The sequence below is a fragment of the Pedobacter sp. UC225_61 genome (genome assembly GCF_044452285.1).
Lineage (GTDB): Bacteria > Bacteroidota > Bacteroidia > Sphingobacteriales > Sphingobacteriaceae > Pedobacter.
On the sequence record NZ_JBIOAL010000001.1, the window covers coordinates 3,331,712 to 3,349,936 of the forward strand.

Below are 18,225 nucleotides of genomic sequence, written 5' to 3' on the forward strand. Positions count from 1 at the left end.
GTTCCTTACAATAACGAAGTAATTACTTACTTTTGCAAAAATATACAATACATGAGTACAGGATTATCAGAACAGGAATTATTACGTCGCGATTCGTTAAAACAACTTCGCGAATTGGGTATCAACCCTTATCCTGCAGAGGCTTACGAAATCAATGCTAATGCAGCAGACATTTTAGCTAATTACGAAAAAGATAAAACAGCCTATAAAACAATCAGCCTTGCTGGAAGAATAATGGGTCGTAATATAATGGGAGCTGCGTCATTTGCTGAGTTACAAGATGCAACTGGTCGTATCCAGATCTATTTAAAACGTGATGAGCTTTGCCCTGGAGATGATAAGACGTTGTACAATATTGTATTTAAAAAACTATTAGATATAGGTGATTTCATCGGTATTGAAGGCTATGTTTTCACAACGCAAACTGGAGAAATCTCTATTCATGTTACCAAGTTCACTATTCTTTCTAAATCTTTGCGCCCTTTGCCAATTGTAAAACGTGACGATGATGGAAACGTTTATGACGGTTTTACCAATCCAGAATTGCGTTATAGAATGCGTTATGTAGATTTAACAGTTAATCCAGATTACAAGCAAATCTTTATTAAGCGCAGCAAAGTTATCAACTCTATGCGTAACTACTTTGATGAACAAGGTTGGATGGAAGTAGAAACTCCTATCCTACAACCAATTCATGGTGGTGCTGCTGCTCGTCCATTCGCTACGCATCACAACACCTTAGATATGCCTCTCTATTTGCGTATTGCAAATGAGCTTTATTTAAAACGTTTAATTGTTGCCGGTTTTGATGGGGTTTATGAGTTTGGTAAAATGTTCAGAAATGAAGGAATGGACCGTACACATAACCCAGAATATACTTCAATGGAAATTTATGTAGCTTATAAAGATTATATCTGGATGATGGCTATGGTTGAAGAATGTTTAGAAAAAGTTGCAATAGCTACCAATGGTAGCGCAGTAGTTAGAGTAGGCGAAAACGATATTAACTTCGAAGGACCGTATGAAAAGTTAACCATGTATGAGTCTATCCAAAAATATACAGGAATAGATGTTTCTGGAATGAATGAAGATCAATTATTGGAAACATGTAACCATTTAGGTATTGAAACAGATTCTACAATGGGTCGTGGTAAATTGGTTGATGAAATTTTTAGTGATAAAGTAGAAGCAAACTTAATTCAGCCTACATTTATTACTGATTACCCAATAGAAATGACCCCACTTGCTAAAAAACATCGCACATCTGAAGGCTTAGTTGAGCGTTTTGAGATTTTTGTAAATGGGAAGGAAATTGGAAATGCTTATTCCGAATTGAATGATCCAATTGATCAAAAAGAACGTTTTGAAGACCAACTTACATTGGCTGATCGAGGTGATGAAGATGCAATGGCAATGGATGATGATTTTGTGCGTGCTCTAGAATATGGTATGCCACCAACATCAGGTTTAGGTTTTGGTATTGATAGAATTGTTATGTTAATGACTAATCAGAGTACAATTCAAGAAGTTTTATTCTTTCCGCAGATGCGTCCAGAGAAAAAGAAAATAGAATTAACACCGGAAGAAAAAGAGCTATATACTCTGATTAAAGAAGGAGAAGAAACTTTGTTAATTGATGTTAAAGCAAAACTAACCGATTGGAGCAATAAAAAGTGGGATACAACTTTAAAAGCTTTAACAGGGAAAGGAATTCTTAAAGTTTCAAAAACTGATAATGGTTTATTTCTATCACATAAATAATCAGAAGGTTAACATAAACATAACATAAACTTAAAAGGCTTGCTAACAATTATTAAGCAAGCCTTTTCTATATTTACAGCAATAGAAATAAAAATCATTGCTATATGAATACTTCAAGTTTAGAAATTACAGATAGAGAATACTGCATCAAATTAAGTAAAGAAGCTTTCGATTTATCCTTGGTTCACCAATTAATAAAAAGAATACAAGCAGAAGCTTTTTTCTTTAAAAAAGTTGAAGTAGATGAAGAAGATATCTTAAGTAAAAGAAATCAAAGGGAAGAATTTGAAGGATTTGATTACTTAGACGATAAGTAAACAGCATTTGATTCTCTAAATCTATTTCAACCTATTAAATAATGACATAGATACCTTTGCTAATCAATATCCAAAATTCCTTCTACCGAATCATCCATTGTTTTTCCTGTGATAACCGAAGCAGCCATTTTTAAGAATGCTACTGCAGTTCCATGTTTAGTATCCCAATAATAACCTTCTGAAGGGATAACTTTTATGAGCGTAATATTTGGATCATCCTTTCCACCTTGAAACCACGTTTTAATAAAAGGGCTCCAAAGTTCATCAATTTTCGCTTGATCCCTACTGATTTCTGATATCCCGTAAATATTTACAAATCCTGAGTGAGCACTTGCCTGAAAAAGCAAATGAGTGAACGGATCTGTAGCAATTTCTTCATTTTTATGGCTATCCTTCATACTCATAAACCAAATGTTGCCGTCTTCATCAACCTGTTGGATTGCCATGGGTCGTATCGATAACGGAACTCCAGTTTTAATATTTGTACAAAAAAAACAGCTTTCTGCCTTTTCTGCCAATTCTTTAAGCTTTGCTACTGCTTCAGGTCCACCTAAATCTTTAATGTTATCTTGTTCTTGAGTATTATTAGTACTTCCTTCTTGTGATGTTGCCATACGTATAGATTTTCTATACACTACAATTCAAAATTCAATTTGGTTTTGAAGAACTTGAAAAGCACATTCCAAAAAAGAATAAAATTAAATTCTATAAAAACAAAAAGCCATCTCTTTATTAAGAAATAGCTTTAATTCGTTTTAATAAATCTATTTGTAACGAATTTGCTGTTGCTTGTCCATTAATCCCATCTGATCTTTCATTTGTTTAATTTGATCAGCTAGCAATTTATTTTTATCTGCTTTTTTAGCCTCGGTTAAATACATTTGAGCTTCACGCTTATTTCTTTTTCCCATAGCAATACCAGCTAAACTTAATTTAGCTAGAGCCACATTATGATCCATATGTAAACCTAAACTTATCGCTTGTTTGAAATATTTTTCAGATTTCATCGGTGCTTTTCTTGATTCTATTAATCCAATTAGCAAGTTGTAATAACCGTGCTGAACTCTATTTAATTCTTTTTCGTAATTTTTTATTCTTCTTAAAAACTGCTCAGCTTTTGGCATATTATCTTTACGCAAAAACCATTGAGCAATTAACATGTTTTCATTATAGAAATAAGTGATGAAGATAAAAATGCTTAGAAACACTAAAAGTATTCCCCAGCCCCAATAACCGAAAATCATGAGTGCAATTGCTGCACCTACAAAAGCGAAACCTATAATGAGGCGTATTAAATTTGGCATAGTTTTATAATATTTGTGCAAATATCGTGTTTAAATACCAAAAATTAGATTTAAAATTTATAATTTCAACAAAAAAATATAATATGAAGAACATATTAACAGGCCTAATCGTATTATTTGCCATGAATGTAGGAGCACAAGAATTGAATAAAAAAATTGAGGATCCAAGTAGACATAAACAAGTAATGTTGAATCAATGTACAAGAGAGGCAATTACGAGCTTTGCTGAATTTAAAGAAAGCTACGATCCTAATTATGCTAGTTATAAACCAGATTCTACTTCGTTAGATGGATTAGCTAAACTTTTAAAAGGTAAAAAAGTGACGATTGTTTTAGGAACTTGGTGCGGTGATAGTAAATTTCAAGTTCCACATTTTTTAAAAATTATGGATGCTTTGAAATTTGATGCCGATAAAATTGAGTTTATTGCAGTCGATGGTACAAAACATTGTGAAAACGGCCTTATCGATAATCTTAAAATTACCAATGTACCAACCTTTATCTTTACTGATAAAAAAGGAACTGAAGTTGCTCGCATAACTGAAAGGCCTCAAGAGACTTTAGAAAAAGATATGCTTAAAGTATTAGCTGTTGCTAAAACAAAATAGATATGGCTGCTGCTTTAGAACCTGGATGGCTAAACGTTTTAAGCGATGAGCTTGAAAAACCTTACATGAAAGAATTGAAATCCTTTTTGCTAGAAGAAAAGCAAAAAGGATTTACTGTTTATCCTAAAGGCGCAGATATTTTTAATGCTTTTAATCACACTCCTTTTGATAAGGTTAAAGTTATTATTCTTGGACAAGATCCTTATCATGGGCAAGGCCAAGCACATGGCTTATCATTTTCTGTTCAAAAAGGTGTTCCCGTTCCTCCTTCTTTAAAAAATATGTATAAAGAATTGGTAGATGATATCGAAGATTTCAAAATTCCAAATCACGGTAACTTAACTGCATGGGCTGATCAAGGCATTTTATTACTTAATGCAACATTAACAGTTAGAGCTCACGAAGCAGGTTCTCACCAAAATAAAGGATGGGAAAAATTTACAGATCATGTAATCTCTGTTTTATCTGCAGAAAAACGTGGCTTAGTATTTTTATTATGGGGAAAATATGCTCAACAAAAAGAAAGCCTAATAGATACTCAAAAACATCATGTACTTAAGTCAGCACATCCATCACCATTTTCTGCATACAATGGCTTTTTTGCATCGAAACCTTTCTCAAAAACAAATCAAATCCTTATAAAAGAAGGATTAAAGCCCATAAATTGGCAAATTGAAGGTTAATTTAGTATTCCAAAGGAACAATAGGTTCTTTTTTAGTAGTAGACATAATCATCATCGTTTGAAAAGTTTTTACGACTGAGATTTTACTAATTTTATCCATAATTAAGCGTTCGTATGCTTTAATATCGTTTACATAAACTTTTAATAAAAAATCGGCCTGACCAGTTACGTGATGACACTCTGTAATCTCCTTAATTTGGTTTACTTCATCTAAAAAGATTTGAATGGTATTATTTTTATGAAAATCTAACTGAACCTGAATAAAGGTCTTAATTCCTAATCCTAGTTTTTCTTCGTCAACTAAAGCATGGTAGCTTTTAATATAACCAGCCATTTCAAGTTTACGTACTCTCTCTAGCGTTGGTGCTGGAGATAACCCAATTTCTTGCGATAATAGTAAATTGGTAATCCTTCCGTTTTCCTGTAAAAGTTTAAGAATTTTAAAATCGATTTTATCTAATTCTGTTGCCATAAAATAGTGATTATAGTCAAAGGTAGCATACTAGTATTAATTAGCCAAATTTTATTCTATAAACCCTTGAAAAAATTACTTTTTATTTTACAAAATATTTTTTAGATTTGTCTAAATTAAAAATTAGACTAACAAAAATGCAATCTTTTACTGAAGAAAATTATCTTAAAACAATCTACCATCTTTCGGTAATTAGCAATCCAGTGCAAACAAATGCTATTGCAGAACGTACCCAAACTAAGGCGGCATCAGTAACTGATATGCTTAAAAAGCTTTCAGACAAAGAATTGGTGGATTATGTAAAATATCAAGGTGTTACATTAACAGAAAAAGGAAAACTGATGGCAATTAATATTGTGAGAAAGCATCGTCTTTGGGAAGTTTTTTTAGTTGAAAAATTGAACTTCAAATGGGATGAAGTACATGAAGTAGCTGAAGAATTAGAACATATTAATTCGACTTTGTTAACTGAAAGATTAGATGAGTTTTTGGAATTTCCGAAAGTAGATCCTCATGGAGACCCGATTCCAGATCAGTATGGAAATTTTGCAGATTTATCTTTTATCAAATTGAGTAAACTTAAGGTTAATGATAGAGGAACAATTACTGGTGTAAGTGAACACTCCTCGCCTTTCTTAAAACATTTAGAAAAACTTGGGCTGACTTTAGGTAAAAAAATTGAAGTGTCAGAAATTATAGACTTTGATGGTTCAGTTGAACTATTGATAGATGAAAAAAAAATAAACATTAGTAGAGAAGTTGCGTTACACATTCTAATTAGCAAATAAATATGAGCCAAAAACAATCATTAAGTGAGGTACACCAAAGCGTAGCAACTGATAAACGTAAAGGTTGGAAAAGAATTTTAGCATTCATTGGTCCAGCGTACTTGGTAAGTGTTGGCTATATGGATCCTGGAAACTGGGCTACAGACATTGCCGGCGGAAGCAAATTTGGATATCAATTAATTTGGATATTATTAATGTCTAATCTTATTGCGCTTTTATTGCAATCTTTAAGTGCCCGTTTAGGTATTGTAAGAGGATTGGACTTAGCTCAAGCATCAAGAAATACCTATCCAAAATGGGTAAACCTTCCTCTTTTCATTTTAGCACAAACCGCAATTGTTGCTTGTGATTTAGCTGAAGTAATTGGAATGGCAATTGGTTTAAACTTATTATTTGGATTGCCTTTAATTTGGGGAATTTCAATTACCATATTCGATACCGTTTTATTGTTATTTCTTTTAAACAAAGGAATGCGTAAAATGGAAACCTTTATTGTTTCTATGGTATTCATAGTTGGTATTTCTTTTCTAGTGGAAATGTTTATCGTAGAGCCAAACTTAAAAGACGTAATTAAAGGATTTGAGCCTTCCTTCCTTTCTGGACAAGCTTTATACATCGCTATTGGTATTATTGGCGCAACAGTAATGCCACATAATCTATATCTACACTCATCTTTGGTACAAACTAGAAAGTTTGATCGAGATACCAAAGGGATAAAAGAAGCAATAAAATTCAACTTTATTGATACTGCAATTGCACTAAATCTTGCTTTTTTTGTAAATGCTGCCATTTTAATTTTAGCAGCTGCAGCTTTCTTTACCAACGGATTTCATGAAGTTGCTGAAATACAAGACGCACACAAATTATTGAGTTCATATTTTCGGACCAGTTGCCCCTGCTTTATTCGCTATTGCATTAATTGCTGCTGGACAAAGTTCTACCATAACTGGAACATTAGCTGGGCAAATTATCATGGAAGGGCATTTAAACCTAAGAATTCAGCCTTGGTTACGACGTTTGATTACACGTTTATTAGCAATTATACCCGCATTTTTCACTATTTTATGGTTTGGAAACGACGCTTTAGGCAGCTTACTTATCTTAAGCCAAGTGGTACTGAGTTTACAATTAGGGTTTGCCATTATTCCGCTAATACATCTTACTTCAGATAAAAAAGAAATGAAGGATTTTACCATTAAAACTTGGGTAAAAGTTTTGGCGTGGATGAGTGCTGTAGTAATTGTAAGTTTAAATATTAAATTGGTTATTGAGGAAATTTCGAATTGGATTGCAGAATCAAATGGATGGTATATTTATGCAATTGTGATTCCTGTAGCTGTTGCAATTGGCTTATTACTGATCTACATTTTTATCTATCCATTCATCAATAAAAATCAACGGATAGGTAATGTACCACATGGAAATGCTTTAGCCATTGAAAATATTGATAAGATCAATTACAAAAAGATTGGAATTACAGTAGATTTCTCTAAAAATGACCGTAATACAATTCGACATGCGTTAATTCAAGGTGGTAAAGAAGCACATTATTACCTAATTCATGTTGTTGAAACAGCAGCAGCTCGCTATCTTGGTAAAAATGTTATGGATCATGAAACACAAGCTGATACCGAAAATTTAGAAAAATATAGCCTTAATTTAAAAGATTTAGGCTATGAATCTAGCTCACATATTGGATTTGGGGGAACGGCAAAAGCTATAGCAGAAATTAGCAAGCAAAATGGAATAGAATTATTAGTAATGGGTGCTCATGGACATAAAGGTCTAAAAGATCTAATTTTTGGCACTACTGTAGATTCTGTTCGCCATAAAGTAACTATTCCAGTTTTAATTGTAAGATAAGATGAAGAAAATAATAATATTGTTAATTTTTGCTGCATTTGCACATAGCGGTGCTTTTGGCCAAGTTGCGTCACAAAAAAAGTATACGTTATTTAATCCTGTTCCAAGAGAAAAGATGCGTGATATGTCTACAGATAGACCAGATATAACTGAAAGTCCTAACTCTGTTGATGCTGGTCATTTTCAAATAGAAACAGATATATTTAAAACATCACGCAATAAAACCAATGGAATTATTTCTGTTGAAAACAGTTACAACTTAGCAAATTTAAAGTTAGGCCTAGCTCATAATACAGATTTACAATTAGTGGTTGGAAGTTATGTCAACTCCTATGAAAAAGATGCAGTAGGCAAAAAAACAAATACTAATTCCGGATTTGGAGATTTAACTATTCGTATAAAACATAATTTATGGGGAAACGATGGTGGTACAACAGCTTTCGCTCTAATGCCCTATATTAATTTACCAACTAGCAAAGAGAATAAAAATATTGAAGGCGGAATTGTATTTCCTTTAAGTATAGATTTGGGAAATGATTTTAATCTTGGGACCCAAGTACAAGTTGATATCTTAAAATCTATTCAAAAAAGTGGATATCATGCTGGTCTTTTACAATCTGTCGTGGTTGGAAAAGAGTTAAGTAAAGCTTTAGAAACATTTATTGAAAGCTACTACAATTATGATTTTGAGGATAAAAAGTTCGATTTATCATTTAATGGTGGCTTTGGGTATTCAGTTACAAAAAATTTAAAATTCGATGCAGGTTTTAATCTTGGAATAACCAAAAACACAGATAAAGTTTATTTTATCGGCTTTTCTTTCAGATATTAGCACTTTATTATGAAAAACGATATCCAAATAAAGAATAAAAGAGCCTATTTTGATTACCATGTTTTAGAAAGTTTTATTGCGGGAATAGCTTTATTAGGCACTGAGATTAAAGCAATTAGACAGGGTAAAGCGAACATGACTGACGCTTTTTGTATGTTTATTGGAGATGTACTGTATGTAAGAAATCTCCATATTTCTGAATATAGTCACAGTTCTTTTCATCATCATGATATAAAAAGAGATCGAGTTTTACTCCTCAAAAAGAAAGAACTTAAAAAATTAAAAGTTAAAGGCGAAGAAAAAGGTTATACCATTGTTCCATTGCGGATTTTTACCAACGAAAGGGGTTTTGCTAAGATAGAAATTGCTTTAGCGCAAGGTAAAAAAGAGTTTGATAAACGTGATAGTATTAAAGATCGCGAAAGCAAACGTGAGATGGATAGAGCGATGAAAGTATAATCTATTGGTTCATTAGTTAAAGTCCTTAGCTCAATGAACAAATGAGCTACTTCAACAAGTAAAGTACTTTACCATGCCTGATCGCCTACTAACGGTACAAATCTAAACGTATCTAATTCAATTCTATCAAAATCATTTTCACTTACGCGAATAACGGTAATCATTTTTTGTGATTTCTCATCTCCTACTGGGATTACCAAAATACCGCCAATTTTTAGTTGCTTTAATAAAACTTCTGGTACAAATGGAGCGCCTGCGGTTACAATAATTTTAGCATAGGGAGCATGCTCTTCAATTCCTTTAGAACCATCACCAAGAAAAAAATTAGCTTTATATCCCATTCCTGGCAAAACTTTAATGGTATGAGCATAAATACTTGGTTGACGCTCTATTGTATAAACCTTCGCCCCTAATTCCATCAATATACAGGTTTGATAGCCTGAGCCTGTTCCAATTTCTAATACTTTATCTCCTTTTTGAATATGCAACAATTCAGTTTGATAAGCAACAGTATACGGTTGAGAAATAGTTTGTCCATCCCCAATCGGAAAAGCAATGTCTTTATAAGCTTGATTCCAAAAAGTTTCGTCAAAGAAGAAATGACGTGGAACTTTACCAATTGCTTTTAACACACGTTGATCGGTAATGCCTCTTTCCTTTAATAAAAGGACCAGCTTTTTTCTTGCCCCTTGTTCTCGATAATTATCTATGAATTTATATGCCATCTGGCCTCAAAAATAGTTTTTTGAACTCTAATGTACCTAAAATCTGACAAGTTTAAATGGAATTAATTGCTAACAAACACAAAATCAACCTTAAAAATTTATTCTTATCAGTATGTAAACCAATTGCTTGTTAATGGTAAATAATTTCTATTTTTGAAATCTAATTATTTATCATCATCCCTATGAAAAAATTATTATTTAGTATTTTTTGCTTGTTTATTTCTTGTTCTGCATTCTCACAGTTTGATGGCAACTATAATTATACCATTGGCGTGAGAGGTTACAGTTCCATGCAAATGCCTAAAATATTAAATCAAACTAATTCTCAAAATTACACCGATACTTATTTTAATGGTGCATTAGTTAAGTTTAATGATAATCAAATTAGCATCAGACTAAATGCAAATTATTACAGAAAAGATATTTCATTTTATAATGAATGTGAAAGCTGCGAAATAGCAAAGGGAACGGTAAGCGATTTCTCTTTTAAAGTTGGTTTTGAAAAGAGTTTAAACTATGCTATAGTTCAACCTTATTTTGGTTCAGACATAGGTTATCGTGCAAATCGTTTTACAGGGGAGGTTAAAACGGCAAATCCTAAAAACATGAATATGCCTTATAATGTAGATGCTGAAAAAAATGGATTTATTATTACACCTTTAATTGGAATTAGAGTTAATCCAATAAAACAAGTCTCTTTCTTTGCTGAAACAAGTTTGGATTTCTATTACTCTTATGAAAAACAAGAAAAAATTCAGCAAGATGCTGCTAATACCAACTCTATTGCAAAATACAACAAATGGGAGTTCTTGCTAAATCCGATTTCTATAGGAGTTCAAGTTCATTTAGTAAGTAAAAATTAATACGGATCTACATCAATTTGTGTAATTACACTTTTGAAGTCTTTTTGAGCATTAAAGTCTTTGATTGTTTCTTTTAACACTGCTTTTACTTTTTGTATTGCAGCATTTTTCTCCGTTTTAATGATAATTTGTTTAATGTAGTAATTTCTAATTCTTGCAACTAAGGGCTGTTCTGGACCAAGTATTCTATTTCCTAATTGCACTTTTAAAGCGCTGGCTAATGTTTGCGCTGCAATGTTTAAAACGTTTGGATCTTTATGTTTTACGTTGATAAATATTAACCGAGTAAATGGTGGATAGTTGAATTGCTTGCGTTCTGCCATTTCATCTGCATACATTTCATGGTAATTGTTTTCAATTACTTGCTTAATAATACGATGTGAATCATCATAAGCTTGTATACAAACTTTACCTTGTTTATCTCTACGCCCCGCCCTACCTGCTACTTGTGCTAATAATTGATAACTTCTTTCAAATGCTCTAAAATCTGGATAATTTAATAGAGTATCTGCATTAATCACACCAATTAAACTTACATTATCAAAATCTAAACCTTTGGCAACCATTTGCGTACCAATTAAAATCTGGGTTTTCTTATCCTGAAAATCAGAAATAATCTGTTGCATTCCATTCTTTGTTCGAGTGCTGTCTAAATCAAGCCTAGCTATTTTAACATCTGGAAAAATAAGACTTAATTCTTCTTCTATTCGCTCTGTTCCGAAACCTTTTTGCTCAATATGTACAGAACCACAGGCTGGACAAATATTTATACTACTCTGATGGTAACCACAATAATGACAATGTAGTTTACCACTGGTTTTATGAAATGTTAAGCTAACATCACAATTAACGCACTTAGGCGCATAGCCACAGGTTGCACAAATTAAAATAGTTGCGTAACCTCTACGGTTTTGAAATAGAATAATTTGTTCTTTATTTTCCAATGCCGTTGTCATATCATCTACCAATACACTTGTAAAATATGATGTCATTTTTTTACGCTTGGTCTCTTCAGCTATGCTGATAACTTCTTGTAATGGCAATTGCACACCGCCAAATCTTTCATTTAGTGTTACTAAACCATATTTTTCGGTTTTTGCATTGTAATAACTTTCTATAGATGGTGTTGCAGAGCCTAAAATCACCTTTGCCTGATGCAAATGTCCAAGAAAAACGGCCGCATCTCTTGCCTGGTAGCGAGGAGCAGGTTCATGCTGTTTATAAGACGATTCATGCTCTTCATCTATCACTATTAGATTCAATTCTTTAAATGGCAAGAAAACCGCAGAACGAGCACCAAGCACAACTTTATATGAACCATTTAGCACTTTATTCCAAATTTCTACGCGTTCATTATCGTTAAATTTAGAATGATATACACCTATTTTATCTCCAAAATAGCGTTTAATTCGCTCTACAATTTGTGTGGTTAAGGCAATTTCAGGTAAAAGGAAAAGAACTTGACCGCCTTTTTCAATAGCTTTTTCGATTAGTTTTAAATAGAGTTGAGTTTTACCAGAAGCCGTAATTCCATGTAATAACACTACATCTTTATTGGCGAATTGTAATTCAATTTCTTCGAAAGCTTTTTGTTGTGCACTGCTCAATTCAAAATTAACTTCAAATTCATCATTCGAGTCATTTAAACGACTTACAGCTTTTTTTTCTACACTAAATATTTCTTTATCTATTAATGATTTTAATGCAGCTTGTCCACTTCCGCTTTCTTCAAGCAATACTTGTTTCGGAATTGATATTTCGCTTTTAGAAAGCTTTAAATAAACCAACAATGCATCTAATTGTTTAGGTGCACGTTCTAAAACTGCAAATAACTGTTTAAGATTTTCTTCCTCGTTATAAAATGGATTAAGTTTTATGAAAGATTTTAATAATGGTTTATACTTTTCCACCACCTCTTCAGCAACATAAATGGCTTCTTTTGCTAGTAAGGAATTTACAATGGGATAAACTGTTTTTTGTCCTAATAACTCAATTACATCATCAATACTGATACGTTGTTGCTTTTGAAGAACGTTAACAATTAAGTTTTCCTTTTCGGTTAAAACTATTTCGTTAGGTAATTCATCTTTAAGTACTAAGATAGTTTCACTTGCTAATTTTAGTCCAGTAGGTAAAGCAGCAGCCATTACTTCGCCTTCATTACATAGATAATAAGATGTAATCCAATCCCAAAACTGAAATTGTTTTTCAGTAATTACTGGATATTCATCTACTACATCTATAATGTATTTGGCTTGATAAAATTCTGGTGGTTGTTGGCCAATACTTTTAACTAGTGCTGTATAAATTTTGTGTTTTCCGAATTGAACAACAACTCGCTTACCAATCGCAACTTTGTCATTTAATTCAAAAGGAACGCGATAAGTATAATTTATTGCTAGCGATAATGGTAATATCACTTCTACAAAAAGAGTTTCTCTTTCAGAAAAATCAAGTGTATCTGCAAATTGCATTATTTATCTTTTAGTGCTGCTAAAAACAGACAAACCCACCCTAAAATAAAGCATAAACCCCCTATTGGAGTTATTGGACCAACAAATTGACCTATAGTTAAATGGTAAGCATCCTTTAAGGCTAAAAGATAAAGAGAGCCTGAAAATAATAGAATGCCTAATGAAAATAAAATAAATGAAAAGCCTATCAGTTTGTTTTTATAACGAGCAAACGTAGATAAGTAAAGTAGTGCAAAAGTATGATAAAACTGATATTCCACTCCTTTTTGCCATATTTCTAAAGAAGATGCACTTATTAAGTTTTTAAGGCTATGTGCACCAAATGCGCCCAATATAACTGCTAAAGCTCCAAAAAAGGCCGCAGTAAGAATAATACGTTTGTTCATGAGTTATCGGCTTTATACAATTGCTAAATTAACAAAATGCCCTTATAATCTCTGTAATCCTAAAATTAAATTAAATTTGTAGTACAGTCATGAAAAGAATATACATAACGCTCGGAGTTTTATTGTTAGGAATGATTGCAATGGCTTATCTCTATTTTTCTAATTTGAATACAGAGACCAATGCAAACGATTTGTCCTTAAATGCAGTAGCTTCAAATTCAGGTATTGTTTTCAGTTTTGAAAACGATAAAAGCTTCTATGAAATTTTAAGCGGACAAGAGTTATTTCAACATATTTTAGGGAAAAGTAAAGCAAAAAGTTTCAAATCTTTAAAAGAAAATCTACTAAGTCAACATGAAGTTAACACTTCAATTGATGGGCAAAAGGTATATGTTGGTCTTTTAGGAGGTGAAGGTGATCAAGTTGATTATTTAATCAGCGCTCAGTTTAAGTTAGGGAATGATCCACAAAAAACAGTAAATAGCTTAAATTCCCAAAAAGTAAAAGTTAATAAAATTGGAGAAATTTATCAACTCACATTTACCGATAGCACTAGTTGCTATGTAGGAATTAAAGATGTGTTGGTTGTGATTTCAAATACACCAAAAGTCGTGCAGCATATATTAAAAGAGCAGAATTTAACAGATTTAAGTTTCGCAAATTATATTAAGTCTAATAGTCGTTTTAATAAAAATACGTTAGCTAATCTATACATCAACTTCAATAAAGCCCCTAACCTTCTTAAAAGCATTTTAAACAGCAATTTAAATGGAGAACTATCCATTTTCAATAAGCAAAATAGCTTTGCGGCTTTAAGTTATAATTTCAGCAAAGAAAACCTACTATTTAACGGGAATACCGATGTTAATGATTTAACTAGTTACTATAAATTATTTACAACAGTACCGGAACAAAAAATAGTGATAGACAATATACTTCCGCATAAAACTGCAAACTATACTATTTATACGATTAATGATTATAAAAGTTGGTTTGAAGCTTTAACTACATGGTTTGAAAAACAAAAAAATAGTGAGAACGTACTTAAAAATATCACATCAATTAATCAAAAGTATAGATTAGATTTAAATCAGATCTTTCCAAAGTACTTTAAAAATCAATTTGTTACTTTTCAATTAAGTAGTGGAGAAAAGTTTGGAGCTATCGCTTTAGTTAATGGTGAAAAAGTAAATCAACTTTTATTGGATTTAAGTGCAGATTATGCACCTGATATTAAAATATTTAAGGAAGCCAACATTGCTTATTCTTTTTTTGGAGAGCCATTTAAAAAATTTGAAAGACCTTTTTACACCATTATTGATAATTACATGGTGTTGGCAAATAACGCAAGTAGTATCCAAGTATTTTTAAGTCGATATAGAAATAATGAGTTGTTAATTCAGGATGAGGATTATGCGAGTTTTAGAGACCAATTATCGTCATCAGCTACCATTTCATTCTATATAAACAATAAAAACTCGACTGATATTTTTGGACGTAACTTAAAACCACCTTATTACAAACAGTATCAATCGAAAACTGGCTTTAAAGAATTTGACGCATTTTGTTATCAATTGTCTGGAGATAATGGTAAATTTTTAAGTAATTTACTCTTACATACAAAAACTGAAAAGCCACTTGAAACAGATAGTTTACAAACAAATCCGTAATTAATGAAGAAAAAATACATTTTACTTGTCGGATTTTTATTTGTTGCTAGCATTTTAAAAGCTCAGCAATACGGATTATTTAATACTAAAACGCAGTTTGATGCTTTTGAAAACCCAGCTGCAAAATCATTTACATTAGATAGTTCCAGCAAATTTGCTTCTAATTTCTTTTTGCCAAACTTAGGTATTAACGCTGCAAATGGAGGAGGTGCTGAAGGTGTAATACGAAAATCAATTAATGAAACTATTTATGACACTCGCTCTTTGCCATTAGGCACAGGAAAAGCAAATACTTTTTATCAAAACACAAATATTTATCTGTTAACATTTAGAATTTTTAGTTCATATAAATATAACCAAGAAGTGGGCTTTGCATGGCAGGTGCGCTCCGATTCTCATGTTAACTACACCAATGAAACACTAGCTATTTTCGATAGTTATAAACGCTTTGACCAGGGACCTTATACTGATGTTTTTAATAACAATGGGTATCAGCAATCTTACCATCAATTTAGCGTAAGCATTCGCGAAAATTATAATAAAAAACTTGCTTTTGGCATTAAACTAAGCTTATTAAGTGGCATTGCTTACAATTCCTTAAAGATAGACAACTCCTATTTTTATGCGGATGCAAATGATAGATTAGATATTGGTGTAAATGGAACCTATAAAGGAAGTTTTCTATATAATGATGAAATATCAAAAAGAACGTTCTTCCCTACCTTTAAAAACCCTGGAGCATCAATTAGTTTAGGAACTACGTACACCTCGAAATCTGGTTATTATTTAATGGGAAATATTAAAGATTTAGGGTTGATTAAATGGAGTAAAAGTTCTTACATAGCTCATTTTAATACCTTAAAAAGTATTTATGATGTTTCTACAAAGAGCAGCAGTGCTATTAATGAAGAAATCACCGCTATAGCTAAAGATGTAGTTGAAAAAAATGGGTTTATTACGCCAACCAATGCAAAAGCAGATTTTTTAATCTCGAAAACGTTTAATTTTTATAAGCCTAGTTTCATTGTATCTAAAAATTTATTCCATCCAGGTGGAGACATTGCTTTAGTAAATACTTTTAAGATCAATACATTATCTGCTAGCGTAATACCTGTTTATAATTTAGATGATTTTGTTATGGTTGGTTTACAGGGTATGTATCAAACACCAAATTTTGAATTCCTTTTAGGGACTGATAATGTTGGAAAGACAATCTCATTAGCAAAAGGAATACATAAAAACGACGCTACTGTTGGCTCTGGTTACAATGGTGCTTCCTTTTACATGGGGCTGGGCATTAAGTTTGGTCGTACCGTAAATCATCCCCAAAATTTAAGTACAATGCCCGGTGTAAATGGTGAAAAGGTTTATAAAGGGGTTTTCAGAAGTCTATTCAACTTCTTTAAAAAGAGCTAAAGCTAATCTATTAGCTTTTATTTTTAGGTGTAGTAAACACGAAATCCTTTAAATAAAAAGGTTCAAAATAAGCCACATCTTCAAAATTCTCATTATTGAAAGCACTATAAGCTAGATTACTCATGTTTGTTGCAGAGTTAAAATTCGATGTAGAAAAATGGGCATTCTGGCTATCAAGTATAGCTTCACATTTTTCAGCTCCATCACCAATAAAGGTTACATAGTTGCTATCTAACTCTACTACAAAACTCTTTTCATCAATAATTTTAGCATTAACGGAAACCACCTCATGCAATTTGTTATTGAAAACGGCTGTAAAAACTTCCATTCTACGGGCATCAATCATAGGGCAAATTAAGCCCCCATAATTTGGATGTTGAGCTAAAAATCCGTTTGCCATCATTTGTAAGGTATTAACTCCAATTAGGGGCTTATCTAAAGCAAAGCATAATCCTTTAGCCGTAGATACACCAATACGTAAGCCTGTGTATGAACCCGGTCCCTTACTCACTGCTATAGCATCTAAATCTGCATAGGTTAATTTAGCTATTTTCATTACCTCATCAATAAATAAGGTTAAACTAGCTGCATGAATGTTCTGTGCTTTTTCTTCTTTCAATGCAATAGTTTCTCCATTTACTGCTAAAGCAACGGAGCAAACTTGTGTAGCGGTTTCAATTTGTAAGATGGTTGCCATTGCTCAAAGATAAGAAAGGTAAGGTGAAAGTATAAGATTTGAAAATGGTTTTATTAAGGTACTGGATCGTGACCATGTTTGCCCCAAGGGTGGCAACTTGCAATTCGTTTTAAGGTAAGCCAGCCACCATAAAAAGGTCCGTGTTTTTTAATAGCCTCTACACCATATTGTGAGCAAGTTGGCGTAAATCTACAACTGGCACCTAATAAAGGCGACAGTAATAATTGGTACAATTTAATAATGCCCAAAAATAACCAGGAAAATAAAAGCTTAATTATTTTCATGAGGCTATAATTTGAGTAGTTAACTTTTTAAAGGCTGTAATTAATTTCTTTTCTAAAAAAGTAAATTCATACTTTTCCTTACCTACAAATTGTAAGGATAACAGTAATAAGTCATCACGGTTTGCCAATGCTGTATACAAATGTGCTTCTTTGTGTAAGCGATAGGCTTCTCGTGTTCTACGTTTAATTAGATTACGATCTACCGCATGTTTATACCTCTTTTTAGCCACATTAATTACTACTTGTGTAGGGTATTTATGGGGTTCATCAACAAAAAGAAAGGTAATGCGAAATGGATATAACAAAAAAGAAGAACCGTTTTTAAATAGCAAGTCTAATGACTTTTTGCTACATAACCGTTCTTCTTTGTTAAATTTGTTCATGTTTTTGATTGCAATTTTGCAGATAGACTGCTAACACCTTAAATTAGGTGGCAATCAAAAATTATGCTTTATGACGACGCTCGTCAGAAACTGATAATCTTTTTCTTCCTTTTGCACGGCGAGAAGCTAATACTCTTCTACCGTTTGCTGTAGCCATTCTTTCGCGGAAGCCATGTTTGTTTCTTCTCTTTCTTTGCGAAGGTTGGAATGTTCTTTTCATAACTGTATAATATCTTAACT

At 32.3% G+C, this 18,225-nt stretch carries 20 protein-coding genes and 1 pseudogene; 11 read left to right on the plus strand and 10 right to left on the minus strand.

Going from position 1 to position 18,225, the window contains the following annotated elements:
* Nucleotides 1-51 precede the first annotated feature (51 nt).
* Both lysS and ACHMWN_RS15150 read left to right on the plus strand, forming a co-directional pair.
* A complete protein-coding gene (gene lysS / locus ACHMWN_RS15145) occupies nucleotides 52-1,761 on the plus strand; it encodes a lysine--tRNA ligase (protein ID WP_397302750.1) in 1,710 nt (569 codons plus the stop codon).
* 104 nt (nucleotides 1,762-1,865) lie between these two features.
* Nucleotides 1,866-2,078, plus strand: coding sequence for a hypothetical protein (locus tag ACHMWN_RS15150; protein WP_397302753.1), 213 nt, complete (start codon nucleotides 1,866-1,868; stop codon nucleotides 2,076-2,078).
* Nucleotides 2,079-2,137: 59 nt separating this feature from the next.
* Here ACHMWN_RS15150 and ACHMWN_RS15155 read toward each other — a convergent pair whose 3' ends face one another.
* A complete protein-coding gene (locus ACHMWN_RS15155) occupies nucleotides 2,138-2,692 on the minus strand; it encodes a pyridoxamine 5'-phosphate oxidase family protein (protein WP_397302755.1) in 555 nt (184 codons plus the stop codon).
* A 150-nt stretch (nucleotides 2,693-2,842) separates the two neighbouring features.
* On the minus strand, nucleotides 2,843-3,382 hold the full coding sequence (locus ACHMWN_RS15160; RefSeq protein WP_397302758.1) for a DUF2892 domain-containing protein: 540 nt from the start codon (nucleotides 3,380-3,382) through the stop codon (nucleotides 2,843-2,845).
* A gap of 83 nt (nucleotides 3,383-3,465) precedes the next feature.
* On the opposite strand from ACHMWN_RS15160, the gene ACHMWN_RS15165 reads away from it, so the two are divergent.
* Nucleotides 3,466-3,990, plus strand: a complete 525-nt coding sequence (locus ACHMWN_RS15165; protein WP_372819590.1) for a TlpA family protein disulfide reductase — start codon at nucleotides 3,466-3,468, stop codon at nucleotides 3,988-3,990.
* 2 nt (nucleotides 3,991-3,992) lie between these two features.
* Nucleotides 3,993-4,673, plus strand: a complete 681-nt coding sequence (gene ung, locus ACHMWN_RS15170; protein ID WP_397302760.1) for a uracil-DNA glycosylase — start codon at nucleotides 3,993-3,995, stop codon at nucleotides 4,671-4,673.
* Nucleotide 4,674: 1 nt separating this feature from the next.
* Here ung and ACHMWN_RS15175 read toward each other — a convergent pair whose 3' ends face one another.
* Nucleotides 4,675-5,145 carry an Lrp/AsnC family transcriptional regulator gene (locus ACHMWN_RS15175; protein WP_182921898.1) on the minus strand — a complete coding sequence of 157 codons (471 nt, stop codon included), beginning with the start codon at nucleotides 5,143-5,145 and terminating at the stop codon, nucleotides 4,675-4,677.
* A gap of 137 nt (nucleotides 5,146-5,282) precedes the next feature.
* Between ACHMWN_RS15175 and ACHMWN_RS15180 the strand changes: the two genes are divergently transcribed.
* The 4 genes and pseudogenes from ACHMWN_RS15180 (at nucleotide 5,283) to smpB (ending at nucleotide 9,087) form a co-directional block, all read left to right on the plus strand.
* Nucleotides 5,283-5,933, plus strand: coding sequence for a metal-dependent transcriptional regulator (locus ACHMWN_RS15180; protein ID WP_397302762.1), 651 nt, complete (start codon nucleotides 5,283-5,285; stop codon nucleotides 5,931-5,933).
* A gap of 2 nt (nucleotides 5,934-5,935) precedes the next feature.
* A pseudogene (locus ACHMWN_RS15185) lies at nucleotides 5,936-7,796 on the plus strand (Nramp family divalent metal transporter).
* A 1-nt stretch (nucleotide 7,797) separates the two neighbouring features.
* A complete protein-coding gene (locus ACHMWN_RS15190; protein ID WP_397302765.1) occupies nucleotides 7,798-8,628 on the plus strand; it encodes a transporter in 831 nt (276 codons plus the stop codon).
* A gap of 9 nt (nucleotides 8,629-8,637) precedes the next feature.
* The gene (gene smpB, locus ACHMWN_RS15195) at nucleotides 8,638-9,087 is read left to right on the plus strand and encodes an SsrA-binding protein SmpB (protein WP_173269703.1); all 450 of its coding nucleotides are present in this window, start codon (nucleotides 8,638-8,640) and stop codon (nucleotides 9,085-9,087) included.
* 68 nt (nucleotides 9,088-9,155) lie between these two features.
* On the opposite strand, the gene ACHMWN_RS15200 is transcribed toward smpB, so the two are convergent.
* Nucleotides 9,156-9,812: a protein-L-isoaspartate(D-aspartate) O-methyltransferase gene (locus ACHMWN_RS15200; RefSeq protein WP_397302768.1), complete on the minus strand. Its 657-nt coding sequence runs from the start codon at nucleotides 9,810-9,812 to the stop codon at nucleotides 9,156-9,158.
* Nucleotides 9,813-9,994: 182 nt separating this feature from the next.
* On the opposite strand from ACHMWN_RS15200, the gene ACHMWN_RS15205 reads away from it, so the two are divergent.
* A complete protein-coding gene (locus ACHMWN_RS15205) occupies nucleotides 9,995-10,675 on the plus strand; it encodes a hypothetical protein (RefSeq protein WP_397302771.1) in 681 nt (226 codons plus the stop codon).
* Here ACHMWN_RS15205 and priA read toward each other — a convergent pair.
* Together priA and ACHMWN_RS15215 are read right to left on the minus strand one after the other, a co-directional pair.
* Nucleotides 10,672-13,149 (minus strand): primosomal protein N', encoded by a 2,478-nt coding sequence (priA, locus tag ACHMWN_RS15210; RefSeq protein WP_397302773.1) that lies wholly within the window; start codon nucleotides 13,147-13,149, stop codon nucleotides 10,672-10,674. The two genes, ACHMWN_RS15205 and priA, sit on opposite strands and share 4 nt — an antisense overlap.
* Nucleotides 13,149-13,535, minus strand: a complete 387-nt coding sequence (locus ACHMWN_RS15215) for a DUF423 domain-containing protein (protein ID WP_397302775.1) — start codon at nucleotides 13,533-13,535, stop codon at nucleotides 13,149-13,151. Before ACHMWN_RS15215 ends, priA begins: the two co-directional genes overlap by 1 nt.
* Nucleotides 13,536-13,624: 89 nt before the next feature.
* Here ACHMWN_RS15215 and ACHMWN_RS15220 point away from each other — a divergent pair, with 89 nt between their 5' ends.
* Both ACHMWN_RS15220 and ACHMWN_RS15225 read left to right on the plus strand, forming a co-directional pair.
* Nucleotides 13,625-15,205 carry a hypothetical protein gene (locus ACHMWN_RS15220; protein ID WP_397302778.1) on the plus strand — a complete coding sequence of 527 codons (1,581 nt, stop codon included), beginning with the start codon at nucleotides 13,625-13,627 and terminating at the stop codon, nucleotides 15,203-15,205.
* A 3-nt stretch (nucleotides 15,206-15,208) separates the two neighbouring features.
* Nucleotides 15,209-16,621: a DUF5723 family protein gene (locus ACHMWN_RS15225; protein WP_397302781.1), complete on the plus strand. Its 1,413-nt coding sequence runs from the start codon at nucleotides 15,209-15,211 to the stop codon at nucleotides 16,619-16,621.
* Nucleotides 16,622-16,631: 10 nt separating this feature from the next.
* Here ACHMWN_RS15225 and tsaB read toward each other — a convergent pair whose 3' ends face one another.
* The 4 genes from tsaB to rpmH form a co-directional block, all read right to left on the minus strand.
* Complete coding sequence (gene tsaB, locus ACHMWN_RS15230) at nucleotides 16,632-17,318, minus strand: tRNA (adenosine(37)-N6)-threonylcarbamoyltransferase complex dimerization subunit type 1 TsaB (protein WP_397302783.1); 687 nt, start codon at nucleotides 17,316-17,318, stop codon at nucleotides 16,632-16,634.
* Nucleotides 17,319-17,371: 53 nt separating this feature from the next.
* Nucleotides 17,372-17,602: a membrane protein insertion efficiency factor YidD gene (gene yidD, locus ACHMWN_RS15235; RefSeq protein ID WP_131554126.1), complete on the minus strand. Its 231-nt coding sequence runs from the start codon at nucleotides 17,600-17,602 to the stop codon at nucleotides 17,372-17,374.
* Nucleotides 17,599-17,985, minus strand: a complete 387-nt coding sequence (gene rnpA / locus ACHMWN_RS15240) for a ribonuclease P protein component (RefSeq protein WP_397302787.1) — start codon at nucleotides 17,983-17,985, stop codon at nucleotides 17,599-17,601. Before rnpA ends, yidD begins: the two co-directional genes overlap by 4 nt.
* Nucleotides 17,986-18,046: 61 nt before the next feature.
* Nucleotides 18,047-18,205 carry a 50S ribosomal protein L34 gene (gene rpmH, locus ACHMWN_RS15245; RefSeq protein ID WP_055133745.1) on the minus strand — a complete coding sequence of 53 codons (159 nt, stop codon included), beginning with the start codon at nucleotides 18,203-18,205 and terminating at the stop codon, nucleotides 18,047-18,049.
* Nucleotides 18,206-18,225 lie beyond the last annotated feature (20 nt).